The organism is Methylocystis parvus (assembly GCF_049675845.1).
Taxonomy (GTDB): domain Bacteria; phylum Pseudomonadota; class Alphaproteobacteria; order Rhizobiales; family Beijerinckiaceae; genus Methylocystis; species Methylocystis parvus_A.
Genome location: NZ_CP187161.1, coordinates 3,193,230 through 3,217,237, shown reverse-complemented (window position 1 = coordinate 3,217,237; position 24,008 = coordinate 3,193,230). Strand labels below are relative to the sequence as shown.

The following is a 24,008-nucleotide window of genomic DNA, read 5'->3' as shown; positions in this document are numbered from 1 at the left end:
TGGCGCCTGATCGCAAGCGCGGCGGAGCGGCGATTGACTTCGCCACGTCGCCTCGCACATGCTCGCCCGGCAATTGCGGAGCGGCACGGCCCCATGGATTTTCAAACCATTCTCGCTGTCAATTTGATGGCGCTTTCCGCAATGTCGCTTCTTCTCGGCCTCGCTCAGCGCCGACGCGAGCTTGCCTCCTTCGCTCTGGTCAATGCGCTCGTCGTCCTCGTCGGCGGTTTTGCGCTCTGGGCCTTTCCGCAGGAGGCCGGGGGCCTCGTCTCGCTCGTCTTCTTCCCGCTCGTCGCCGCGCCGATGGCGCTCGGGGCGCTTCAGGGGCGTTACGCGCGCGCCGGGCGGCTGGAGGCGGCGGCGCGCTGCGCCGACCTCATCGCCTTCTTTCATCCAACGCCCGCCATGCGCCTCGCCGCCGCCTTCGCCCGGGCCGGCGCGATCGAGGATCCGCGCGAGAAGGCCCGGGCCTTCGCCGCGCTCGCCGCGCAGGCGCCGGCCGAGCAGGCGGCCGTCATCGAAACGCGTCTCCTTGCCGACCGCGGCGACTGGGAGAAGGCGCTGGTCCTCGCCCAGAACCCCGAGAACGCCCGCCAGCTTTCGGGCTATCGCCTGCGCGCCCTCGGCGAGACGGGCCGCATCGAGGAAATGATCCGAGACTATGCGCGCTCCGCCGATTCCATCCCGCTCGAGCAGACGGTCTTTTCCTGGCTCTTCGTGCTCGCCTTTGCGGGGCGCCCGCATGCGGTGGAGGAATTGGCGACGCGGGTGATGCGGCTCGACGCGGACACGGCGGCCTATTGGGTCGCCGTGGCCCGGCGCCACGCGGGCGACGAGGCGAGCGCGCGGGCCGAGTTCGAGGGCCTCGCCATGAGCCGCAAGGAAACGCAGGCCGCCATCGCGGCACGTCGCCAGTTGGCGAAAGCCTGGGCGTCGCATACCCATCTCTCGGCCAAAGCGCTGGAGATCGTCGAGGGCGTCGCCTTGCGGGCCGAAACGGAAAGCGCGCGTCTTGCGCGCGGCTGGCGACTGCCGCCCGCGACGATGCTCTTCGTCGCGGCCAATTCGGCGATGTTCGTGGCGGAAATGGGCCTTGGCGGCTCGCAGAACGCCGAGACCCTCATCGAGCTCGGCGCGCTATGGGCCCCGCTCGCGCTGCATGGCGAAAGCTGGCGCGTGCTGACATCGACATTTCTGCATTACGGCCCGCTGCATTTCGGGCTGAACATGGCGATGCTGGCGCTGATCGGGCGCGAATTGGAGCACGAGGCGGGCGCGCTCAAGACCTTCGCCGTCTATCTCGGCGGGGCGCTGTTTTCATCCGCTTTCGTGCTTGCCTTGATGGCGAGCGGCATGGTCGGCTACGGGCTCTATGTCGGCGCCTCGGGCGCCATCTTCGCGCTTTTCGGCGGGGTCGGCGCGCTGAGGATCAAGGACTGGCTGCGCCACCGCGCAAGCCTGGACAGCTATCGCGCCACGGCGCTCGGCCTCGCCATGCTGGTGCAGATCGCGGCGGATTTCCTGCTGCCCATGTCCAGCCTCGCCGCGCATCTTTCAGGCTTCGGTTTCGGACTCTTCCTGGGGTTATTCATTCACCCCAAGCCACGCTAGACGCGCATCGGCATCAGCACGTAAAGCGCATTCGCGCCGTCACGGTCCTGGATCAGCGTGGGCGAGCCGGGATCGGCGAGCTTGAAGAGCGCCGTGTCGCTGTCGAGCTGCTGGGTGATGTCGAGCAGATAGCGGGCGTTGAAACCGACATCCAGCGGCTCGCCGTCATAATCGGCTTCGAGTTCTTCGACCGCCGAGCCCTGATCGGGGTTCGTCACAGAAAGAACCAGCTTGCCTGGCGTAAGGGCAAGCTTCACCGCGCGGCCGCGCTCGGAAGAGATCGTCGAAACGCGGTCGACCGCCTTGGCGAAAACGTCGCGCTCCACAGTCAGGCGCTTGTCGTTATTGGCCGGGATGACGCGCGCGTAATCAGGGAAGGTGCCGTCGATCAGCTTCGTCGTCAGCAGCGCGTCGCCGAAGGAGAAGCGCATCTTGTTGGTGGAGAGCTCGACGAGAACTTCGCCTTGCGCGTCCTCGATGAGCTTCTGCACTTCCTGCACCGCCTTGCGCGGCAGGATGACGCCCGGCATCCCCGAGCAGCCCTCCGGCGCCGGCAATTCGAGCCGCGCGAGGCGGTGGCCGTCGGTCGCCACGGCGCGCAGCATGAGCTGGCCGTCGACCTCCATGGCGTGGACATAGATGCCGTTGAGGTAATAGCGCGTCTCCTCGGTGGAGATCGCGAATTGCGTCTTCTCGATCAGCCGCTTGAGATCGGCCGGCGGGAGCGAGAATTTGTGGCTGAACTCGCCCGAGGTCACGTCGGGGAAGTCGCTCTCCGGCAGCGTCGAGAGATTGAAGCGCGAACGGCCGGAGCGCAGCGTGAGCTGGCCCGTCTCGCCGCTTTCGTCGAGCGAGACCTGCGCGCCCTCGGGGAGCTTGCGCACGATGTCGTAGAGCGTATGAGCGGGAAGCGTCGTCGCGCCCGCCTGCCCCACTTCGGCGGCGGTCTTCTCGGTGATTTCGAGATCGAGATCGGTCGCCTTCAGCGTCAGCGCGCCGTCGCGCGCATCGATCAGGACATTGGCCAGAATCGGAATGGTGGTGCGGCGTTCCACGACACGGTGAACATGGCCGAGCGCCCGCAAAAGCGCCGCTCTCTCGATCGTGACCTTCATCGCCGCAATACCGTCCGCGTCTTATTGGGCGCCTCGGGCGCCGGGGGCCAAGACTTTGGCAAGCCGGGCGCGGAATCGCAAGGGGCCCCTGGGTCCGGCTTGTGGAGAAAATCGGCCTAAGCCTAGCCGCAGAGCTTGGCCTGGCGAAGCATCTTCCCAATCTGCGGCGCCTCCTTCGCCCCGCAACCTTCCCTTGCGCGCTCCAGGGCCTCTGCCCGCGCGCCGCGCTCGAGCAGCACGAGCGCGAGATAGGCGTTGGCGGCGGCGAAAATTCCCTTGTCGGCGGGCTTTGTCGAAAGCGCGATCGCCTTGCGAAGCTCGGCCTCCGCCCCGCGGAGCTCGTCCTGCTGAACGAGGGCGTGGGCGCGCAGGAAATGGCTTTTGGGGTCCTTCGGATAGCGAAAGACGAGATCGGACGAGGCTTTCGCGCCCTTGCTCATGTCGTCGGGCATGAGCCTCGCCGGCATGCGCTCGGCGGCGACCAGAGCGGCCGCCCTGTATTGCGCCGAGGCGGGAAAAACCGAGATCATCGAGAGGCAGAGGCCCAGAAGCGCGGCATAGCCGGCGGCGACGGCGTGCGGCGGCCGAAAGCCGTGGCCGGTCCAGGCGGACGTCACGACGAAGGCGAGGGCGCCGCCGCCAATGGCGCCGCCGAGATGCGCGGCATAATCCACGCCCGACGAGGCGTTGTAGAGCATGGGGCCGAGCGCCGGCACGCCGAGCCGCAGCGCCCAGCGCTGCATGGCCTCGCGCTCCACGGGATCGCATTGATTATGGTAGCTCACGACGAACAGAGCGGCGATGACGCCCGTGATCGCGCCGGAGGCGCCGACGGTCGGCACGGCGTGCGGGTTGCTCATGAGCGAGCCCGCCATGCCCGTGAGCGCCGACAGAACGAAGATCGCCGCAAACCAGCCACGCCCGAGGCGCCGTTCGAGCGGGAAGCCCGCGAGGGCGAGCGCGACGCAATTGCCCGCCACATGGCCGAAATCGCTGTGGAGGAGCGGCGCAAGGAAGATGCGCCAGACCTGCCTCTCGACGATCACGAGATCGTAGCTCGCGGCGCCAAAGGCGATCAGAGAGTCGAGGCTGATTTCCCCGCCCTTGCCGATATCGAAGGCATAGCGCCGCTCGAGGGCGAAGATGATGAAGAGAAAAGCGACGAGTCCGGCGGTGAAGAGCGGCATGTAGGCGATGAGCTTTTCGGCGGACGCCGCGTCGTCCAGAGCCCAGCGCGAGGGCTGGTCCGGCGCCGCCGCCTCGACCGCCGCCGATTGTCTTTGCGCCTTCGGCGCCGCAATTTCGCGCGCAACGCCGCGCCGCCCGAAACTCGCCGCCGTCATGTGAAAATCGCCCCGCTTGAAATTTCCTGACTGGATCATGGGCTGTCGGCTTTAAGCCGGCGGTAAACGGACGCCCTGCGCCGCGCGGCGAAGCTTTTGGTGTTTAACCGGCCCTTAAAGCGCCGCCTTTAATCCTTCCTAAATAGCGATCCCGCAGTGCGGGACGGGGCGCGGGCCTGCGCAAGGTTGAAGGAAGCGCGTAAATGGCGCGTGGCGGCGGCAAACGTCGGGAACCGAGCTTCGACGCGAAAGCCGAAGACGGCGTGTTGCGCGCCGAGCGACGGACGCCGCGCCGCGGCAGACGCGCCCCGGAGCCCGAGGAGGAGCCGGACGAGCCGGAGGAGTTCGAGGACGACGACGCCCCCGAACCCGCCAGACAGAGGCCAAGACGGCGAACGGGATCAATGATCGGCGCGCTTTTCTACTGGGCTTTCACCCTTTCCATCTGGGGCCTGATCGGCGGCGGCGCGGTCGCGGTCTATTACGGCTCGCAGCTCCCGCCCATCGATCAGCTCGCGGTCCCCAAGCGCCCGCCCAACATCGCCATCATGGGCGCGGACGGCGAGCTGCTCGCCAATCGCGGCGACACGGGCGGCGCGGCGATCCGCATTGCGGACCTGCCGCCTTATCTGCCCAAGGCCTTCATCGCCATCGAGGACCGGCGCTTCTATTCGCACTGGGGCGTCGATCCGCAGGGCATCGCCCGCGCATTGCTGCGCAACGTCTCGGGACGCGGCGGCATGCAGGGCGGCTCGACGCTCACCCAGCAGCTCGCCAAGAATCTGTTCCTCACGCAGGAACGCACCCTCTCCCGCAAGATTCAGGAAGCGATCCTGGCGCTGTGGCTCGAGCACAAATACTCAAAGGACCAGATCCTCGAATTGTATTTGAACCGTGTCTATTTCGGCTCGGGCGCCTATGGCGTCGAGGCCGCGACGCAGCGCTATTTCGGGCATAGCGCGAGAAACGCGACGCTCTCCGAATCCGCCGTGCTGGCGGGTCTGATGAAAGCGCCGAGCAAGCTCGCGCCCGACCGCAACCCGGAAGGCGCGAGCGAGCGCGCGGCGCAGGTCGTGACCGCCATGGCGCAGGAAGGCCATATCAGCGAGGCGATGGCGAAGGCCGCGCTGGCCCATCCCGCCCGCGTGGCGAAGGAACAGGGCGCCGGCTCGATCAACTACGCCGCCGACTATGTCATGGACATGCTCGACGACACGATCGGGGCCATCGATCAGGACATCGTCGTCACGACGACGATCGATCCGCGCCTGCAGGCCGTCGCCGAAGGCGCGCTGAAGGAGGAGCTCGACAAGAAGGGCGCGAAGTTCAACGTCACGCAGGGCGCCATCGTCTCGATGGACCCGAACGGCGCCATTCGCGCGCTCGTCGGCGGCCGCGATTATTCCGAGAGCCAATATAATCGCGCCGTCTCCGCGAAGCGCCAGCCGGGCTCGGCCTTCAAGCCCTTCGTCTATCTCGCGGGCATCGAACATGGGCTCACGCCAGACTCCGTGCGCGAGGACGGGCCGCTCAACATCAAGGGTTGGACGCCGGAGAATTACAGCCACGAATATTTCGGTCCCGTCACGCTCACCAAGGCGCTGGCGCTGTCGCTCAATACGGTGGCGGTGCGCGTCGGCATGGAAGTCGGCCCGAAGACGGTGGTGAAGACCGCCCATCGCCTCGGCATTCAGTCCGAGTTGCAGCCCAACGCCTCCATCGCGCTTGGCACGTCGGAAGTGACGCCGCTGGAGCTGGTCACAGCCTACGCCCCCTTCGCCAATGGCGGCGTCGGCGTGCAGCCGCACATCATCACCCGCGTGAAGACCGCGAGCGGCAAGACGCTCTATCAGCGCAAGGGCTCGAGCTTCGGCCGCGTGATCGAGCCGCAGTATGTGGCGATGATGAATGCGATGATGCAGGAGACGCTGACGACCGGCACGGCGCGCAAGGCGGACCTGCCCGGCTGGCAGGCGGCAGGCAAGACCGGCACCAGCCAGGATTTCCGCGACGCCTGGTTCCTCGGTTACACGAGCCGCCTCGTCACCGGGGTGTGGCTCGGCAATGACGACGCGACGCCGACGAAGAAGGCCTCGGGCGGCAATCTGCCGGTCGAGATCTGGAGCCGCTATATGACGATCGCCCATAAGGGCACGCCGGTCGCCGGCCTGCCTAGCGGCGCCTGGCGCCCGGAGATCGTGGAGGAGATCGTCGCCAAGCCGCTCGACGACCTGATCGGCATCTTCACGGGGCCGGACAAGCCCGCGCCTCAGGCCAAACCCCAAAAGCGCGCTGTCGCGGTCCAGCCGGAAAACGACGCCCCGCCGCCCGAGGAGCCGCCAGCGGCGGAGCCCGGCGACGACACGGCGACCATCCCCCCGCCGCCCCCGCGCGGCCGGCGCGCGGCCCCGCGCGAAGCCGACGAATTCATGCCGCCGGAAGACATCCCCAACGCCGGCGCCGTCCCGCCGCCCAACCCGCGCGGCCGCCGTCCCGCGGCGCGCGAGAAGAATATTTTCGAGGATCTTTTCGGGGGCGGTTGAGCGCTCCACCCTCCCCTCGAGGGGGAGGGTCGAAGCGCGCAGCGCTTCGGGGTGGGGTGAGGCGGCGATAACAAAGCCGCGTTGTCGCGCTCTCGACTCAAGAAAAAGAACCGGGATGGGGCTCCACTCCACCCCACGCCTTCGGCGCGACCCTCCCCCTCAAGGGGAGGGTAAGTCAATCCGACGTGATCATGATCTGCGGCGCCTCGTCGTTTTCCTCGCGGTCCAGCCCGTCCTCCTCGGCGAGTTCGACGCCCGTGATGCAGACGTCCTCGCCGTCGATGACGACCTCTATCTTTTCCAGCGCCGCGCCCGCGCAGGGGCCGTCGTAACATTTGCCCGTGGCGAGCTCGAATAGCGCCCCATGCTTGCCGCAGATGATGGCGCGGTGGCCCTGATCGAGGAAATGGCCGGGCTGGAAGTCGATCCGCGCGCCCTGATGCGGGCAGCGATTGACATAGGCGTGATAGGTCTTGCCCTGCCGCACGACGAAGATCGGAAAGGCCACGGTCTTGTCGCCGTCGCGGCGCGCCAGCACAAAACCGACCGCGCCGCGCTTGGCGACGTCGTTGACGTGACAGACTGCGAAGATTTCGTTTGCCGGCATGAACGCCTCCGTGGCGGGGCGCGCGCCCCTTTCCCTCACGGAAGCAAATTCCCTGCCTCGCGGATTGTATGTTTTGCTGAAAAGGAACTAAGCGCCTCCGGCTCAAGCGGCCGGAACGGCGCATGGCGTTCAGTGAAGGCTGACCATGGTCAGGTCGTTCTCCCGGGCGTTGCCGATCGCGCCTTCTTCGCTGTCGGCAAGGACGATCGGCGCGCCGTCGGCTCCGATCAGAGCGAAGATCGTGATTCCCGGCTGAATCTGAGGCGCTTGCGGGTAAAGACGGTTCACGTCCTCCGAGCGCATCTCCTTCACATAGGCGATCATCCCGTCGCCCAGATTGGCGAACTGCTCCGGCGTCAACAGGGGCGCCTTGTGTTCAATTGTCATTTTGGTTTGCATAGGCTCCTCCTCGGCGTCCTGAAAGACCCGCCCATCGACGCCTGACTTGCAGCGCGCCTTGGGAATAGAGATGTGGCTTTTCGAGCCGTTTTAAAGAGGGCGCCCATCCGCCTGATCGCCGGCGCGGCCTAGTGCATGGCGGCGGGAGCGGCGCCGGGCCGAGACCTGCGGAGGATGAAGGCGAGCGGCGCGACGCAGGCCGCGAGCGCCGCCAGGATGAAGAAGACGTCGATATAGGCGAGAAGCGCGGTCTGGGCCGCAAGCTGCCGGGCGACCCAGGCGAAAGCCTGCCGCTGCGCCTCCGCCGGAGCCGAGCCGAGCGCGACGAAGGCGTCCACGAGGCGGCGCATCGCGGCCTGGTACTGGACGTCTGAAGCGACGATATGTTCGGCGAGGCGACTCTCATGAAACTGCTCCCGCCAGGCAAGCACGTTCTGCGCCAGCGACACGCCTATCGACCCGCCGACATTGCGCGCGACATTGATGAGCGCCGAGGCCTGGTCGGTCTTGTCGGGGGGCGCGCCGTCATAGGAGGCGGCGGTGATCGGGATGAAGATCAGCGGCAGGCCGAGGCCGATATAGATGCGCGAGCGCGCGAAGAACCAGAAATCGAGATCGCCGGAGAGGCTGGTGAGCCCCCACATGGCGAGCGCGACGATGACCGCGCCGGTCGCGATGAGATAGCGCGGCTGAACGAGCGTCGAGAGCCGACCGACGACCAGCATCATCACCATGGTGACGAGGCCGCCCGGCGACAGGACCAGCCCCGCGAGCATCGCCGTGTAGCCGAAATTGATCTGAAGCATTTGCGGCATCATCTGCGTCGTCGCGATGAGAATGGCGCCCGTCGCCAGCATCACGACGAAACAGGAGCCGAACTGCCGCGTCGCGATGAGCCTGATGTCGACGACGGGATGTTCGCGCGACGCCTCCCACGGGATCATCAGCAGGAAGGCGAGCGCGCTGATGGCGGCGGTCGTGACGATGAAGGTCGAGCCGAACCAGTCCTCGATCTGGCCGCGGTCGAGCGTGATCTCCAGCGCGCCGAGAAAGATGGAGACGAGCGCGAAGCCGACGAGATCGAAGGGTTCGCGCGGCCTCTCCGTGTGATCGATGGGGATGAAGGCCTCGACCATGCCAAGGGAGAGAAGGCCGATCGGCCCGTTGATGAGAAAGCACCAGTGCCAGGAGAAATTGTCGGAGAGCCAGCCGCCGAGCGTCGGCCCGACAACCGGCGCGACGACGACCGCGACGCCGAAGAGCGCGAATCCCTGCCCGCGTTTCTCCGGCGGAAAGGCGTCGGCGAGAATGGATTGCGAGACCGGCACCATGCCGCCGCCGCCGAGGCCCTGCATGATGCGAAAGAGGAGCAGCGAGCGAATGTCCCATGCGAAGCCGCAGAGGATCGAGCTCACAGTGAACAGCGCAAGGCAGATGAGAAAGAAGCGCTTGCGGCAGAGCCGCCGCGCCAGCCAGCTGCTCGCCGTGAGGATGACGGCGTTCGAGACGAGATAGGTGGTGACGACCCAGGTGGATTCGTCCAGACTCACCGCCATGCCGCCCGCAATATAGGGAAGCGCGACGTTGGCGATGGTCGTGTCGAGCACTTCCATGAAGGTCGCGACGGACACGACGACCGCGATGACCCACGGATTGGCCTTCTGCGCCCCGCTCACAGCGCCGCCCGCAGCCGCTCGTAAAGCGAGGGGCCTGGATCGACGCGCACCACGGGCACGACGGACATGCCGGGGCCGAGCGCGCGGTCCATCGGCGGTTGATCGAAGACGATCTTCACCGGCACGCGCTGCACGATCTTCACGTAATTGCCCGTGGCGTTCTCGGGTGGCAGCAACGAGAAGGCCGCGCCGGAACCGGGCTGGATGCTCGCGACGCGCCCTTCGAGAGGGCGGCCCGGATAGGCGTCGATTTCGATCCGCGCCTTCTGCCCGACGCGCATCTTCGCGAGCTGCGTCTCCTTGAAATTCGCCGTCACCCAAATGTCGTCGGGCACGAACATGGCGAGCGCCGCCCCGGCCTGAGCGTATTGCCCCACCGCCGCCGTCAGCCGCACGACGCGTCCGCTTTGCGCGGCCGCGACCTGCGTGTAATCGAGATTGAGTTCGGCCTGCTTCGTCTGCGCCTCCGCCTCGCGCAGATTGGCCTCCGCGGTCTCGCGCTGCGCGGCGACAGAGCCGACCTGCGCCCGCGCTGCGGCGACGCCCTTTTCGGCGCGGCTGCGGTTGGACTGCTGCTGTTCCAGGGTCGAGGTCGTCTGCTGCTCGCGCTGCACCGTTCCGAAGCCGCGCTGCACGAGTTCGCGGGAGCGGGCCGCCTCCTGCTGCGCGAAACGCAGAGCGGCTTCCGCCTGCGCGACCTGGGCGCGCGACTGGCCGACCTGCGCGCGCTGCGAAGCGACCTGCGCGCCGAGATTTTGCAAAGTGGACTGCGCCGCCGCCTGCTGCGCCTGCGCGCGCTCTCCTTGACGCGGACCAGGAAGGTGACGGCCTCTTTGCCATCGACGATGCGGTGATCGTAGGACAGCGCGAGGTACATCATCGGGCGGGCGACGATCTGGCCCTTTCTGACGACCGGGCGTTCCTCGATGCGATGCATGCCGAGGATACCAGACTGCGGGGCGTTCAAGATCGGCGTCGACATCAGCGAGCCGTAGACGCCGCCGTTCGAGATGGTGAAGGTGCCGCCCTGCATGTCTTCGATCGACAGGCGGCCATCGCGGGCGCGCTTACCGAACTCGTTGATCTGCTGTTCGATGCCCGCGAGGCTCAGACGGTCGGCGTCGCGCACGACCGGCACGACGAGGCCCTTCTCGGTGCCGACGGCGACGCCGATGTGATAGTAATTCTTGTAGATCAGCTCATCGCCATCGATCTCGGCGTTGACGGCCGGGACGTCGCGCAGCGCCTGGATGCAGGCCTTCACGAACAGGCCCATGAAGCCGAGCTTCACGCCGTGCTTCTTCTCGAAAATATCCTTGTATTGCGAGCGCAGCGCCATGACGGCGCTCATATCGACGTCGTTGAACGTCGTCAGCATGGCGGCAGTGTTCTGCGCATCCTTCAGGCGACGGGCGATGGTCTGGCGCAGTCTCGTCATCTTCACGCGCTCTTCGCGCGCCACATCGTTCCCCGGCGCGGGAAGCCGCGTTTCCTGCGGGACCGCTTTCAGCGCAGGCGCCGTCGGAATGGCGACGACGTTCGTTGCCGGCGGTGCGGGCGGGACTTCGTGGACCGGGGGCGCCGCTGGGCGCTGCGCCGGAGCGGAGGCAACGGCGGCGAGCACGTCTTCCTTCAGGACCTGACCGCGCCGGCCGGAGCCTTGAACATCGGACGCTTCCAGACCCGCTTCAGTACGGGCTTTCTGCGCAGCCGGCGGTGGAGGCGGAGGCGCCTGGACAGCAGCGGGTGCGGAAGCCGGTTGCGGAGGAGGGGGAGGGGAAGCGGGTTTGGTTTCGGTCTTAGCGGGTGCAGCCGCCTCGCCACCTTGTCTCAAAGCCGCAAGCAGCGCGCCGACTGCAACCGTAGCGCCGGACTGCACCAGAATTTCGCCGAGGACGCCGCTGGCCGGAGCGGGGACTTCCACCGTGACCTTGTCCGTCTCCAGCTCGACAAGCGGCTCATCCGCGTTGACTGTATCGCCGGACTTCTTGAACCACTTGCCTACAGTCGCTTCCGTAACGCTTTCTCCGAGCGTTGGAACGCGGATCTCAATCGACATTCTGAGCCCTCGCTTCTTTGTTTGCGCCTGGCGACTCTCCTTCGTCGAGCCGGCCGCCAGGCGCGGGGGGTGCTTTGTTTGCGCCTGGCGACTCTCCTTCGTCGAGCCGGCCGCCAGGCGCGGGGTGCTTTGTTTGCGTCTGGCGACCGCTCCTTCGTCGAGCGAGCCGCCGGGCGCGGGGTGCTTTGTCTGCGTCTGGCGATCGCTCCTTCGTCGAGCGAGCTGTCAGGCGCGGGGTGCATATTTGTTGCGATCGGCGACTCCGCTTCGCAGAGCCGGCCGCCGATCGTGTGCTCGTCAAATTCCGAGCGCGTCGGCGACGAGCGCCGTCTGCTCTTTGATGTGTTGCGAAAGCAATCCCGTGGCGGTGGCGGCGGAGGCCGCGCGCCCGGCATAACGAGGACGACGATGAATATAACCGAGATGGGTCAAAACCCACTCGATGTTGGCGTCCATGAAATACCAGGCACCCATGTTCTTCGGCTCCTCCTGGCACCAGACGATCTCGGCGAACTTGAAGCGGCTGAGTTCGTTGATGAGGGCGCGCGCCGGGAATGGATAGAGCTGCTCGACGCGCAGGATGATAGACGTCGTCGACGCCACGCTTCTCGCGATCCTTCGAGAAGGTCGTAATAGACCTTGCCGGTGCAAATCACGACGCGCTTGATCTCGGCGTCCGGTTTCAACTCGATCGACGACGTGCCGCGCTCGGCATCGTCCCAGAGCAGCCGGTGGAAGCTTGTTGTTGGGCCGAAATCCTCGATCTTCGAGACGACGCGCTTGTGACGCAGCAGCGACTTCGGCGTCATCAGGATCAACGGCTTGCGGAAATTGCGATGCAAGCTGACGGCGCAGGATGTGGAAATAGTTCGCAGGCGTCGTGCAGTTGGCGACCTGCCAGTTGTCTTCGGCGCAGAGCTGCAGATAGCGCTCGAGGCGCGCCGAAGAGTGCTCCGGACCCTGGCCCTTCGTAGCCGTGCGGCAACAAACAGACGAGACCCGACATGCGCAGCCATTTGCGCTCGCCCGACGATAGGAACTGGATCGAAGACCACCTGTGCGCCGTTGGCGAAGTCGCCGAACTGGGCTTCCCACAGCGTCAGTGCATTCGGCTCGGCGAGCGAATAGCCGTATTCGAAGCCGAGCACGGCTTCTTCCGAGAGCATCGAGTTGATGACCTCGAAGCGCGCCTGGTTCGGCGACAGATGCTTCAACGGCGCGAACCGGCGCTCGTTTTCCTGGTCGATGAAGACCGCGTGACGTTGCGAGAAGGTGCCACGCTCGCAATCCTGACCGGAAAGGCGGACGCGGAAGCCTTCCATCAACAGCGACGCAAAGGCCATGTGCTCGGCCATCGCCCAATCGATGCCTTGGCCGGTGTCGATCATCTCGCGGCGGCGCTCGACGAGCTTGCCGACGGTCTTGTGGATGTGGAAGTCGTTCGGAATCGTCGTGATGCGATGGCCGATGTCTTTCAGCGTTTCGATCTCGACGCCGGTGTTGCCGCGCCAGTCGTCGCTGTCGGGGCGCGTGATCCCGGACCAGCGGCCGTCGAGCCAATCGGCCTTGTTCGGTTTGTAGCCGTCGGAGAAGGAAAACTCTTTATCGAGGGTGGTGCGGACCTCGTCCTTCATGCCGCCGAACTCGGCTTCGGTGATTACACCCTCGTCGATCAGGTTTTTCGAATAGATATCGACGACCGTCGGATGCGATTTGATGCGCTTGTACATCGCCGGCTGCGTGAACAGCGGCTCATCCGCTTCGTTATGGCCATGACGGCGATAGCAGAACATGTCGATGACGACAGGCTTCTGGAACTGCTGGCGGAACTCGGTCGCCACGCGCGCCGCGAAGACGACCGCTTCCGGATCGTCGCCGTTGACGTGGAAGATCGGGGCTTCGATCATCTTCGCAACGTCGGACGGATAGGGCGACGAGCGCGAGTGGTGCGCGGATAGGTGGTGAAGCCGATCTGGTTGTTGATGATGAAATGGATGGAGCCGCCGGTGCGATGACCGCGCAGACCCGACAGGCCGAAGCATTCCGCGACGACGCCCTGGCCCGCGAACGCCGCGTCGCCGTGGATGAGCAGCGGCAGAACGGCGGTGCGATCGTTGCTCGGGCAATTGCGCTGATCCTGCTTGGCGCGCACTTTGCCGAGAACGACCGGATCGACGATCTCGAGATGCGACGGGTTTGCCGTCAGCGAAGATGGACGGTATTGCCGTCGAACTCGCGGTCGGAGGAGGCGCCGAGGTGATACTTCACGTCGCCTGAACCTTCGACGTCGTCGGGCTTGAAGGAACCGCCCTTGAACTCGTGGAAGATGGCGCGCAACGGCTTCGACATGACGTTGGCGAGGATGTTCAGACGGCCGCGATGGGCCATGCCGAGAACGATTTCCTGCACGCCGAGCGCGCCGCCGCGCTTGATGATCTGCTCCAGCGCGGGAACCATCGCCTCGGCGCCATCGAGCCGAAGCGCTTGGTGCCGGTATATTTGACGTCGCAGAACTTCTCGAAGCCTTCGGCCTCGATGAGCTTGTTCAGGATCGCGCGCTTGGCCTTCCGGCGTGAAGCGCACATCTTTTTCCGGGCCTTCTACACGTTCTTGAATCCAACCCTTTTGTGTTGGATCGGTGATGTGCGTGAACTGCACGCCGATCTTGCGGCAGTAGGTCCGGCGCAGAATGGTCAGGATCTGACGCATCGTTGCGGTTTCGAGGCCCATGACGCGATCGATGAAGATCGGGCGGTCGAGATCGGCCTCGGTGAAGCCGTACGTCTCCGGAAGCAATTCGCGGTGGACGCGGCGGTCGGCGAGGCCGAGCGGATCGAGGTCGGCGGCGAGATGGCCGATCACGCGATAGGCGCGGATCAACATCAGCGCGCGGATCGAATCTTGCGTGGCGCGGAGCGACGCCGCTGGCGTCATTTCGAAGCCCGAGATCTGCGCGCGGCGCTCGATCTTGTCGCGAATAGTGCGTTCGGTATCGCCGTAATCGCCGGTTAGCGCGCCGACGAGATCGCGATCGGTGCCGGATTCTTCGAGAAGAGCGGCCAGCGGAGGGGCCCAGGCGGGACCGCCGTTGTTGGACGATAACTGGGTCGGCGGCTCCTTGATGCTTTCGAAGAACCGACGCCATTCATCGCTGACAGCGCCTGGGTTGCGCTCGTATTCAGCCTGCATGTCTTCAATATAGGGGGCGTTGGCCGCGCTCAGAAAAGAGGTGCGCAGGAACGCTTCATTCTGGCCGTTTCGTGCCATTGACGTTCGTCCTTATTCATTCTCCGCGAGCATCGTTTCGATGCTCTGGATGACGCGGACAGCGACCGGACACATACTGCCGCCAGTCTTACGGCTCGGTTATTTTCGGCGCCTCTAAGCCTTCAAAACTTCGACAAGAGTACGGCCGAGAGCTGCGGGGCTCGGCGCAATGGCAATGCCTGCAGCTTGCATCGCTGCGAGCTTGTCTTCCGCTTTACCCTTGCCACCGGAAATGATCGCGCCGGCGTGACCCATGCGGCGACCCGGAGGTGCCGTCACGCCAGCGATGAAGCCCGCCATCGGCTTTTTGCGGCCCTTCTTCGCCTGTTGGATGAGAAAGTCAGCCGCGTCCTCTTCGGCGGAGCCGCCGATCTCGCCGATCATGATGATCGACTGCGTTTCGTCGTCGGAGAGGAACATGTCGAGGACGTCGATGAAGTCCGTGCCCTTGACGGGGTCGCCGCCAATGCCGACAGCCGTCGTCTGGCCGAGACCGACGTCCGTCGTCTGCTTTACTGCTTCATATGTGAGAGTTCCCGAGCGCGATACAATGCCGACGGAGCCGTTCTTGAAGATGTTTCCCGGCATGATGCCGATCTTGCATCTCGCCGGGCGTCACGACGCCGGGGCAGTTGGGGCCGATGAGCCGGGATTTTGTACCGTCGAGGGCTCGCCGCACACGGACCATGTCCATCACCGGGATGCCCTCGGTGATGCAGACGATCAGCGGGATTTCGGCGTCGATGGCCTCGCAGATGGCATCGGCCGCGCCCGGCGGCGGGACGTAGATCGACCGTTGCGTCGCGCCGGTCTTGTCGCGGGCTTCCGCCACCGTGTCGAAGACGGGCAGGCCGAGATGCGTCGAGCCGCCTTTGCCCGGGGAAACGCCGCCGACCATCTTGGTTCCATAGGCGATCGCCTGTTCCGAATGGAAGGTGGCGGTCTTGCCGGTGAACCCTTGCGTGATGACTTTGGTGTTCTTGTCGATCAGGACGGACATGCAGCGATTCCTAAAGAGAACGGGCGGCGCGGAAAGCGCGAGCGTCCGGCTCCCCTAAAGACGGACCCGGCCTCGCGCCGCGAATTTCGCGCCGCCAAACTATTGGGAAGAGCGCCCGCTTACAAGGCGGAAAGCGCCCGGAAGATGCGCATGCGGCAAGGGGACGCGATTAAATCGGCGGCAAAGGGCGACGGGCCGCCGCAGGCCGGCGCAGCCGCCATCTGGCCCCGTGGCCGCCGAGGTCACATTGGCCAGCGGGGATAGCCTGTTGGTTCAGAGGTTTGCGCCCGGCGCTTCGAAGAAGCCAGATAAACCTCGCGACGCAGCCGGTTGATGCCGCCGAGCGGCTGATGATCGACGAGCCCGTGCCAGGGCGTGAAAACAAGATGCTCGCACTCGCTCGCCTGCAGAGGTTGATCGAAATCCTGGGGCCTTATGGTGATGACCGCGACGTTCTGCCAGGCCGCCGTCCCGTCGGATTTCGGCTTCCATTCCGTATTGGCGCTCTCGATCGGATAGGCCTCGTCGTCGGGCTGGAGCCCGTCCGGCCGCAACTGGACTTGGAAATCGAACAGCACGGGATCGGCGCCGCCTGCGAGGCTCTTTTTCATTGCGAGGCGCAGATAGTCCTTGTCGGGAGTATCCGGCGTCGGCGAGGGATTCGCTGGATTTCTCGGCCGCGCGGCGAATTTCGCCGCCTTGTCCTTGCCGAAGAGAAAGGGCGAGGCGGAGAAATAGGTCGCGTCGAGCGGGTTCGCGAGCTGCGTCGGCTGGATGACTCCCGTCACGATGCCGAAGATCTTCATCCGCGCGGGGTTTTTCGGATCGAAGAAGACCGGAAAGAAGGCGCGGACATTGTCCTTGTTCTCGACCTGAAGCCGCGTGAAGGCGTCATATTCCGCGACATTGGGAAAAGCGAACATGGGCTGGTTGATGAGCAGGAAATCCTGCGTCTTGCCGCCCGGTTCGCCGAGCAGGGTCTCGCCCTCGACGCCCATGAGCTTGATCGCCATGCCACGGCTGTCCGCCTTCTTGTCGTTGACGTCCGGCGCAAGCACGGCCGTCGCGTTGGAATAGCGAATCCAGGCGGGATAGGTCTTGCCGGGCGCGGCGAAGACGCCGATGCGATATTTCTCTGGCAGGTCGGCGTTGACGGTGAAGTCCGCCTTCACGCAGCCATGCGCCTTGGGATGCACCGCGCGCCGGGCCATCGTCTCCCCGGACGCCGCGCCGTAGCGCTGCTCGAGCAGCTTGCCGGTCAGCTCGACCATTTCGGCGATCTGCGCGCTCTCGGCGGGCGGCGGCGCCTCGAATTTGGTCGGCGTAAAATCCGCTGCGTTTGCGCCACTGGCGAAAGCAAATTGAGAAAGGCCGGCGACGGCAGCCAGTATCGAGGCTCTCTGCATCTGAAACGCTCCAAATATTTCATTGCAAATCGCGCGAACAGGCGGACGCGCCCTCGGTAATCTAGGCGGGACGTCGCCGTCGGGAACCCTTAAAACCGCAAAATGAAAAAAGCCGGCGGGTCTCCCCGCCGGCTCTAAAATCTCGGGCTCTGCGAACCCTTACGCGGTCGTCGCGCCGAGGCTCGACACTTCGACCTTCACGCCCGGACCCTGGGTCGAGCTGATGGCGACGCGCTGGATATAGGTGCCCTTCGCGCCCGTAGGCTTGGCCTTGGCGACGGCGTCGACGAAGGCCTTGATGTTCTCGACGAGCTTGCCCTCGTCGAAGGAGGCCTTGCCCACCGTGCCCTGCACGATGCCGGCCTTCTCGACGCGGAACTCGACGGCGCCGCCCTTGGAGGCCTTCACCGCGCCGGCGACGTCCATGGTCACCGTGCCGACCTTCGGGTTCGGCATCATGCCGCGCGGGCCGAGCACCTTACCCAGGCGGCCGACGAGCGGCATCATGTCCGGGGTGGCGATGCAGCGATCGAACTCGATCGTGCCGCCCTGGACGATGGTGACCAGGTCCTCGGCGCCGACGACGTCTGCGCCCGCGGCCTTGGCTTCGTCCGCCTTGGCGCCGCGCGCAAAGACGCCGACGCGCAGGACGCGGCCGGTGCCGTTCGGCAGATTGACGACGCCGCGAACCATCTGGTCGGCGTGCTTGGGGTCGACGCCGAGATTCATGGCGATCTCGACCGACTCGTCGAACTTGGCCTTGGCGTTGCTGCGGACCAGCTTCACCGCATCGTCGATGGGATAAAGCTTGGTGCGCTCGACGCCCTCGCGGGCCTTGGCGATTCTCTTACCAACATGCGCCATGGTCTTACTCCACCACCTGCAGGCCCATCGCGCGGGCGGAGCCTTCGATCATCGACATTGCGGATTCGATCGAGGCGCAGTTGAGATCGACGATTTTCTTCTCGGCGATCTCGCGGATCTGCGCCTTGGTCACCTTGCCGACAACGTTACGGCCAGGGGTCTTCGAGCCCGAAGCCGGCTTCTTGCCGATCTTCAGACCAACGGCCTTCTTGAGGAAGAAGGAGACCGGCGGCTGCTTCATCTCGAAGGTGAAGGAGCGGTCCTGATAGGCGGTGATGATGACGGGGATCGGCGTCCCCTTCTCCATCTGTCCCGTCTTGGCGTTGAACGCCTTGCAGAATTCCATGATGTTGAGGCCGCGCTGACCGAGCGCGGGACCGATCGGCGGCGAGGGGTTCGCCGCGCCGGCCGGCACTTGCAGCTTTATGTAGCCGGCAATTTTCTTCGCCATTTGCTTTCTCCAACGAATGACGACGCCGCGCGCTCAAGGCGCGCGGGCCATCGGTTGCAGTGCGTGGTCCGATCCGTTCTCCCCGATGGCGTCAGGGCGGACCCGCCACGTTTGTTCAGCGCGGCGAACCGCGCCGAATTCCGTTTAAACCTTCTCGACCTGCCCGAACTCCAGCTCGACCGGCGTCGGACGCCCGAAGATCGAGACCGCGACCTTGAGGCGCGAGCGGGCTTCGTCGACTTCCTCGACGAGGCCGTTGAAGGAGGCGAAGGGGCCGTCCGCGACGCGCACCGTCTCGCCGACCTCGAAGGACACGGTCGGCTTCGGGCGTTCGACGCCCTCGGCGACCTGGCCCTTGATGCGCATCGCCTCGTCTTCGGAGATCGGCATCGGCTTGTTGTCGGCGCCGAGGAAGCCCGTGACCTTCGGCGTGTTCTTGATCAGCGAGAACACATTGTCGGTCAGGTTGCACTTCACCAGCACGTAGCCGGGGAAGAACTTGCGCTCGGTGGAGACCTTGCGTCCGCGGCGCACCTCGACGACCTGCTCGGTCGGGACGAGGATCTCTTCGAAAGCCTCGGTCAGGCCCCGCTGCGCGGCGCCCTCGCGAATCGACTCCGCGACCTTCTTTTCGAAGTTCGAATAAGCGTGGACGATATACCAGCGCATGGCCATGGGGCGCGCTCAGCTCCTGAAAAATTACTGTCCCGCGCGCAACATCAGGCCGACGCCGAAGCGCAGGGCCGAGTCGACGAGAACGAAGAAAAGGCTCGCGAAAAGCACCATGACGATCACGAGGCCGGTCGTGATCATGGTCTCCTTGCGGGTCGGCCAGGTCACCTTGCCCGCCTCGGCGCGAACTTCCTGCAGGAACGTAAACGGGTTGACCATCTCGCTTGCCCGATCTTCCTATGGCGTTTTGGCGACACGAAAGGACGCCCGCCGTAAAACGGTCGCGGCGCGGGACCTTCCGGCCACGCGCCACGTTTGGCCGCCTTATAGCGGGTCGCGGGCGCAACGCCAAGGGGAATCTCTGCGGCGCGTCATCGGCCATTGCCCGGCCGCCGGCTCACCGATTAAGACTATGCGCGACACCGGCCGATTTGCCCAGCCGATTTGGAGGAAAACATGCGGTTCGCTCCCCTACTCGCCGCCGCGTTCGCCGTCGCGACGCTTTCGGCCTGCAACGCCAACCGCCAGCCGCAGCCCGTGATCGATCCGGTCGGCCCGCCGCGCCCCGCCCCGTCGAGCCTCTCGCTCCCGGAAGGCGCCGGCTGCTCCGGCGCGGTGAACCGCTACAAGGCGGTGATGGAGAACGACCTCTCCATGGGCCACGTCAATCAGAGCGTCTACAACCAGATCCAGGGCGAGATTTCCGAAGCCGCCTCGGCCTGCGCCGCGGGCCAGGACGCCAAGGCGATTTCGCTCGTGCGGGCCTCCAAGGCCCGCCACGGCTATCCCGGCGGCTGAGGTCCCGAAGGCGACACGAGGGTTCGAAATGCGCCGTCGCAACAGTCTGGAAATGATCCAGATTGCGCCCCTTTGACGGCCGCGCTGCTGGTCCCTACGTTGCTTGTCATCAGCAGTCGGCAAGGATGAGACGAGCAGATGAACAAGTTTGCGGCGGCGTTTTTGATCTTCGTCATGGGGTTTGCGGGCGCGGCCGCGGCCGAGACCTATACGCTCACGATCAAGGACCACAAGTTCGATCCCGCCGAGCTGAAGATCCCCGCCGACAAGGCGGCGACGCTGGTCGTCAAGAACCTCGACTCGACGCCGGAAGAGTTCGAGTCGAAGCCTTTCCGCATCGAGAAGGTCGTGCCCGCCAATAGCGAGGCGAGCTTCCAGCTCCGCGCGATGAAGCCCGGCCGCTACAAATTCTTCGGCGAGTTCCACGAGGACAGCGCCAAGGGAGAGGTCGTCGTAGAGTAATGCTCGGCGCGCTGATCATCGTTTTTCGCGAGGCCATCGAAGCCGGCCTCATCATCGGCATCGTCGCGGCGGTGACGCGCGGCGTCGCGGGATCGCGCGCCTTCATCGCGGGCGGCGTCGCGGCGGGCGTGTTCGGCGCGCTGATCGTTGCGGGTTTCGCCGAGCAGCTTTCCAAGGCGTTCGAAGGCAGCGGACAGGAGCTCTTCAACGCCGGCGTGCTGATGCTCGCCGTCGTGATGCTCGCCTGGCACAATATCTGGATGGCGAAGCATGGGCGCGAACTCGCGCAGGAGCTTTCCGCCGTCGGCAAGGCGGTGGCGAGCGGCGACCGCACGCTCTTCGCGCTGGCGACCGTCGTCGGCCTCGCCGTGCTGCGCGAGGGTTCTGAGGTCGCGCTCTTTCTCTACGGCGTGCTGGCCTCGGGCGAATCCGGCGCGAGCGTTCTGATCGGCGGCGTCGCGGGCCTCGCGCTCGGCGCGCTGACCAGCGTCGCGACTTTCTTTGGCCTCGTGTCGATCCCGCCCAAGAAACTCTTCGCGGTGACGACGGCGCTGATCACCCTGCTCGCGGCTGGTCTCGCGGCCCAGGCCGTCGCCTTCCTGCAACAGGCGGGGACGATTACGGCGCTGACCGACACGCTGTGGGACACGTCCTGGATTCTCTCCGACAAGAGCATCCCCGGCCGCGTGCTGCATACGCTGATCGGCTATGCCGACCAGCCTTCGCAGATGCAGGTCGTGGTCTATGGGCTGACCATCGCGGCGATCATGGCTGCGACGAAATTCGTGACGATGAGCGCGCAGCCGCAGATGCGGGCGCCGGCGGAGTAAGGTTGCCGGCGCTCAATCCCGCGCGGTAATATCGATCTTCTTGATCACCCGCGCCGGCTCCGGCCGGACGAGGTCCACAGACAGCAGCCCGTTCACGAGATCGGCGCCGAGCACCTGCATTCCGTCGGCCAGCAGAAACGCCCGCTGGAACTGGCGCGCCGCGATGCCGCGATGCAGGAAATGGCGCTCGCGGTCGTCGACCTGCCGGCCACGAATGACAAGCTGGTTCTCCTCCAGCGACACATCGAGCTGGTCGCGCGTAAACCCCGCGACGGCGAGCGTGATGCGCAGGCGCTCGGGCTCTGTCTCGGTGCGCGGGAGGCGCTCGATGTTGTAGGGGGGATAGCCGTCCGTGCCGCTGCGCGCGACCCGGTCCAGCGCCCGTTCGATTTCGTCGAAACCGAGGAGAAACGGCGAATTGAGCGGCGGACGCGACATGGATGAAGCCCTTCTGGCGCCTCGAACTTTGCGGGACCCGCGAGCGGCGTCCCGGCGCAAGTTTATGGCCGAGCGTGGCGCCGCAATCAAGCGGGAAGGCGCGCGGCATTGACGCGAGCCCCGCCGCCCCCCATCTGCGGTCAGTCTTCCCTGAGCGGGGCTCGTCTCATGCGCTTTCTCACCTTGCGGTTGGGGCTCTTCGCCCTCGCGCTCGCGCCCCTCTCCGCACTGGCGGCGGAAACGCCCCAGATCATTGCGCCGGAAAGCGACCGCTTCACGCTGCAACCGACCGAAGGCGGCTTTCTGCGCATGAACAAGGAGACGGGCGCCGTCTCCTTCTGCACGGCGAAGGAGGGCCTCGCGACCTGCCGCCTCGGCGCCGACGAGCGCGCGGCGCTCGAAGCCGAAATCGAGCGCCTGCGCGCCGAGAACGCCCGCCTCAAACTGGCGAGCCGCGCCCCGCCGCCCTCGACGCTGCCGAGCGAGCAGGAGTTCGAGCGGGCCATGAGCTTTACCGAGCGCTTCCTGCGCCGCATAATGCGCCTCTTCAAGGAAGAAGCGCCCTCTGGAGGCAGTCTTTGAGAAAAGCGACGGCGCGCCCATGACCGATCAGGGACCTTCCGATCAGGGACCATTCGCCAACTGGCCGAATCTCGATAAAAAGCCGCAGCGCCCCGAGCGCGAATATTTGATCCTGCCCGGCTCTTCAGAAAACGAACCCAATAGGGAACCTGCCTCCATGGCGTCCAAAAACGCGCTCGAAGATTTTCTCGGCGGCACGCCGCTCAATGTCGCGGTGCGGCTCTTCTTCGTGTCGCTCGTCGTCGGCGCTCTGCTGATGTGGCTGGACATCAGGCCAATGGACATCATCCGCGGCATTCAGGCCTTTTTCGACCGCATCTATCGGCTGGGCTTCGACGCCGTGCGGGAACTGGCGAGCTATGTCGTCGCCGGGGCCGCGATCGTCATCCCGGCGTGGTTTGTGCTGCGGCTGTTGAATATGGGTGGGGGCCGGCGGTAAGGAAGCTTGCCCTCACCTCAAAATCCCTGAAGTGGGCGTCTTCGCTTCAGGGCCGTTCCGGCTCCCAGGGAACGCCAGCCTCTCCGATGAATTCCACCAGCTCCGCATTGAGCTGAAGGATATCTTGCCCCCGACTGGCGTCGAGATCGCTGGTGAAATTGATAAAATCCGCTATCGTTCGAGGATCTAGGTCTCCTGCGGCTTCTTCCAACACTTGTGCAATCTTGAGTAATTCCGACGCATTCTCTTTGGAAACGCTGGTCACTTCAGGATAAAGCGTCTCGCTCGTATATTGCCGGAGTTTGGTCGCGGCCGCCTTCCGGGCCTTCGCCGGCATCTGAAAACAGCTCAAGTAGCGTGGATTATTCAGGAAGTGGCATTGCAATCTAATGCCCATCGAGTTCGCGTAATTCGCCAAATCGACCAAATGCAGCATGTTGTACGCTTGCACCGTCGTTTTTATATAAACTGACTGAGGAAAAGCCGAGCAATATTTCACCACGTTATCGCTCACCGCCCTCCACCTTGACCCCTTTCTGATGTATTCATTGAGCAATGAAAAGCCATCCACACTCAGCGCGATAGCAAACTCATCGAAACAGCCGATGAGGTCTGCAATTTTCTGGTCATATTTTGTCCCATTGGTAACGAAATGAAGATTGATGCTGCTGCTGAGCCCCTTGCTGACGATGGTCTCGAGAAGCCATGCCGTATCCGGCGCCATAACTGGCTCGCCCCCACCGATTTGCAGTTTTGTGATGTTATGTGCGTCTCTGAGCAATTCGTGTAGAATAAATTCCCTATCCTGACTCCACTCTTTGCCTGGAGCGAGGCGTGAGTAGGACGAGACCTCGCTTCCTCGCAGGCGGATTTCAGTCGAGTTATCAGCAGTCCCTACCCCGCGGAGGCCAAACGGCGGCTGCTCGTCCGCATTTTCCCAGCGTCGATGCACACGATCCTTGGCAATGCTCTTGCTGTAACGCGAGTTACAAGACCTGCACCGGAGGTTACACAGATTGCCAAACTCCAAGTATAGCCAAGAGGGCCCCGAGCGCATTGCTCCCTCACCAGCAAGAGCCGACTCGGCAAGCTCCCCGACCGACTGATTCCTTGGATTGCCCCATAGGGCAGCCCCCCATGACTGATTGGCCGCGATGCGCCCGCTTATCTCCCCCCGGGACTCCATCAGGTAGCAACTCGAACATTCTGAGACCTTGTCGCCAGCGATCATCTGTCGCCGAACGCGACGCAAATGCTCGGAGTTCCAGATATCTTCAACGGGCGTCTCATAAACCGACAGTTCTTGCGACCCATCAGTGACGTGGCCCGTAAATAACGAACAAGGCTTCATGCTTCCCTGAGCGGTCAGCATTGCTTGAATGAATGGATTTACGCAAAATACTTTCGAGTTTTCGAGCGACTGACTCAAATTGGCCCTATCGGGCG

20 protein-coding genes and 3 pseudogenes are annotated in these 24,008 nt (G+C 64.8%); 7 read left to right on the top strand and 16 right to left on the bottom strand.

Going from position 1 to position 24,008, the window contains the following annotated elements; genetic code table 11:
- The first annotated feature begins 93 nt into the window (after window positions 1-93).
- Window positions 94-1,611 (top strand): rhomboid family intramembrane serine protease, encoded by a 1,518-nt coding sequence (locus ACPFMJ_RS16700; RefSeq protein WP_424361057.1) that lies wholly within the window; start codon window positions 94-96, stop codon window positions 1,609-1,611.
- Here ACPFMJ_RS16700 and dnaN read toward each other — a convergent pair.
- Both dnaN and ACPFMJ_RS16690 read right to left on the bottom strand, forming a co-directional pair.
- Window positions 1,608-2,726: a DNA polymerase III subunit beta gene (dnaN, locus tag ACPFMJ_RS16695; RefSeq protein ID WP_424361056.1), complete on the bottom strand. Its 1,119-nt coding sequence runs from the start codon at window positions 2,724-2,726 to the stop codon at window positions 1,608-1,610. The two genes, ACPFMJ_RS16700 and dnaN, sit on opposite strands and share 4 nt — an antisense overlap.
- Before the next feature lie 122 nt (window positions 2,727-2,848).
- Window positions 2,849-4,069 (bottom strand): rhomboid family intramembrane serine protease, encoded by a 1,221-nt coding sequence (locus ACPFMJ_RS16690; protein ID WP_424361055.1) that lies wholly within the window; start codon window positions 4,067-4,069, stop codon window positions 2,849-2,851.
- Window positions 4,070-4,272: 203 nt separating this feature from the next.
- Here ACPFMJ_RS16690 and ACPFMJ_RS16685 point away from each other — a divergent pair, with 203 nt between their 5' ends.
- Window positions 4,273-6,612, top strand: a complete 2,340-nt coding sequence (locus ACPFMJ_RS16685) for a transglycosylase domain-containing protein (RefSeq protein WP_424361054.1) — start codon at window positions 4,273-4,275, stop codon at window positions 6,610-6,612.
- Window positions 6,613-6,787: 175 nt separating this feature from the next.
- Here ACPFMJ_RS16685 and ACPFMJ_RS16680 read toward each other — a convergent pair whose 3' ends face one another.
- The 12 genes and pseudogenes from ACPFMJ_RS16680 to secE all read right to left on the bottom strand — a co-directional run bounded on the left by ACPFMJ_RS16680 (window position 6,788) and on the right by secE (window position 19,232).
- Window positions 6,788-7,219, bottom strand: coding sequence for a Rieske (2Fe-2S) protein (locus tag ACPFMJ_RS16680; RefSeq protein ID WP_424361053.1), 432 nt, complete (start codon window positions 7,217-7,219; stop codon window positions 6,788-6,790).
- A gap of 129 nt (window positions 7,220-7,348) precedes the next feature.
- Entirely contained in the window at window positions 7,349-7,618 is a 270-nt protein-coding gene (locus ACPFMJ_RS16675; RefSeq protein ID WP_424361052.1) for a DUF1150 family protein, read from the bottom strand.
- A 128-nt stretch (window positions 7,619-7,746) separates the two neighbouring features.
- Complete coding sequence (locus tag ACPFMJ_RS16670; RefSeq protein WP_424361051.1) at window positions 7,747-9,294, bottom strand: DHA2 family efflux MFS transporter permease subunit; 1,548 nt, start codon at window positions 9,292-9,294, stop codon at window positions 7,747-7,749.
- Window positions 9,291-9,908: an HlyD family secretion protein gene (locus tag ACPFMJ_RS16665; RefSeq protein ID WP_424361050.1), complete on the bottom strand. Its 618-nt coding sequence runs from the start codon at window positions 9,906-9,908 to the stop codon at window positions 9,291-9,293. The genes ACPFMJ_RS16670 and ACPFMJ_RS16665 overlap by 4 nt, the downstream gene beginning before the upstream one ends.
- Before the next feature lie 164 nt (window positions 9,909-10,072).
- Window positions 10,073-11,353: pseudogene (odhB, locus tag ACPFMJ_RS16660) on the bottom strand (2-oxoglutarate dehydrogenase complex dihydrolipoyllysine-residue succinyltransferase); the annotation flags it as partial.
- A 297-nt stretch (window positions 11,354-11,650) separates the two neighbouring features.
- Window positions 11,651-14,620 (bottom strand): annotated as a pseudogene (locus ACPFMJ_RS16655) (2-oxoglutarate dehydrogenase E1 component).
- Between the two features lie 114 nt (window positions 14,621-14,734).
- A pseudogene (sucD, locus tag ACPFMJ_RS16650) lies at window positions 14,735-15,620 on the bottom strand (succinate--CoA ligase subunit alpha).
- A gap of 242 nt (window positions 15,621-15,862) precedes the next feature.
- Entirely contained in the window at window positions 15,863-17,026 is a 1,164-nt protein-coding gene (locus ACPFMJ_RS16645) for a catalase family protein (RefSeq protein WP_424361049.1), read from the bottom strand.
- Between the two features lie 159 nt (window positions 17,027-17,185).
- Window positions 17,186-17,890, bottom strand: a complete 705-nt coding sequence (rplA, locus tag ACPFMJ_RS16640) for a 50S ribosomal protein L1 (protein ID WP_424361048.1) — start codon at window positions 17,888-17,890, stop codon at window positions 17,186-17,188.
- A gap of 4 nt (window positions 17,891-17,894) precedes the next feature.
- Window positions 17,895-18,341: a 50S ribosomal protein L11 gene (gene rplK, locus ACPFMJ_RS16635; RefSeq protein WP_424361047.1), complete on the bottom strand. Its 447-nt coding sequence runs from the start codon at window positions 18,339-18,341 to the stop codon at window positions 17,895-17,897.
- Between the two features lie 144 nt (window positions 18,342-18,485).
- Complete coding sequence (nusG, locus tag ACPFMJ_RS16630) at window positions 18,486-19,016, bottom strand: transcription termination/antitermination protein NusG (RefSeq protein ID WP_424361046.1); 531 nt, start codon at window positions 19,014-19,016, stop codon at window positions 18,486-18,488.
- Between the two features lie 24 nt (window positions 19,017-19,040).
- The gene (secE, locus tag ACPFMJ_RS16625; protein ID WP_424361045.1) at window positions 19,041-19,232 is read right to left on the bottom strand and encodes a preprotein translocase subunit SecE; all 192 of its coding nucleotides are present in this window, start codon (window positions 19,230-19,232) and stop codon (window positions 19,041-19,043) included.
- A gap of 237 nt (window positions 19,233-19,469) precedes the next feature.
- Here secE and ACPFMJ_RS16620 point away from each other — a divergent pair, with 237 nt between their 5' ends.
- The 3 genes from ACPFMJ_RS16620 (at window position 19,470) to ACPFMJ_RS16610 (ending at window position 21,103) form a co-directional block, all read left to right on the top strand.
- Window positions 19,470-19,811 carry a hypothetical protein gene (locus tag ACPFMJ_RS16620; RefSeq protein WP_424361044.1) on the top strand — a complete coding sequence of 114 codons (342 nt, stop codon included), beginning with the start codon at window positions 19,470-19,472 and terminating at the stop codon, window positions 19,809-19,811.
- Window positions 19,812-19,949: 138 nt separating this feature from the next.
- On the top strand, window positions 19,950-20,273 hold the full coding sequence (locus ACPFMJ_RS16615) for a cupredoxin domain-containing protein (protein WP_424361043.1): 324 nt from the start codon (window positions 19,950-19,952) through the stop codon (window positions 20,271-20,273).
- On the top strand, window positions 20,273-21,103 hold the full coding sequence (locus ACPFMJ_RS16610) for an FTR1 family iron permease (RefSeq protein WP_424361042.1): 831 nt from the start codon (window positions 20,273-20,275) through the stop codon (window positions 21,101-21,103). Before ACPFMJ_RS16615 ends, ACPFMJ_RS16610 begins: the two co-directional genes overlap by 1 nt.
- Window positions 21,104-21,115: 12 nt before the next feature.
- Here ACPFMJ_RS16610 and ACPFMJ_RS16605 read toward each other — a convergent pair whose 3' ends face one another.
- On the bottom strand, window positions 21,116-21,541 hold the full coding sequence (locus ACPFMJ_RS16605; RefSeq protein ID WP_424361041.1) for an Hsp20 family protein: 426 nt from the start codon (window positions 21,539-21,541) through the stop codon (window positions 21,116-21,118).
- Between the two features lie 168 nt (window positions 21,542-21,709).
- Between ACPFMJ_RS16605 and ACPFMJ_RS16600 the strand changes: the two genes are divergently transcribed.
- Both ACPFMJ_RS16600 and ACPFMJ_RS16595 read left to right on the top strand, forming a co-directional pair.
- A complete protein-coding gene (locus tag ACPFMJ_RS16600) occupies window positions 21,710-22,123 on the top strand; it encodes a hypothetical protein (protein ID WP_424361040.1) in 414 nt (137 codons plus the stop codon).
- Window positions 22,124-22,280: 157 nt separating this feature from the next.
- Window positions 22,281-22,562 (top strand): DUF6460 domain-containing protein, encoded by a 282-nt coding sequence (locus ACPFMJ_RS16595; protein ID WP_424361039.1) that lies wholly within the window; start codon window positions 22,281-22,283, stop codon window positions 22,560-22,562.
- Between the two features lie 46 nt (window positions 22,563-22,608).
- On the opposite strand, the gene ACPFMJ_RS16590 is transcribed toward ACPFMJ_RS16595, so the two are convergent.
- Window positions 22,609-23,991, bottom strand: a complete 1,383-nt coding sequence (locus tag ACPFMJ_RS16590) for a twitch domain-containing radical SAM protein (RefSeq protein ID WP_424361038.1) — start codon at window positions 23,989-23,991, stop codon at window positions 22,609-22,611.
- Window positions 23,992-24,008: the final 17 nt, after the last annotated feature.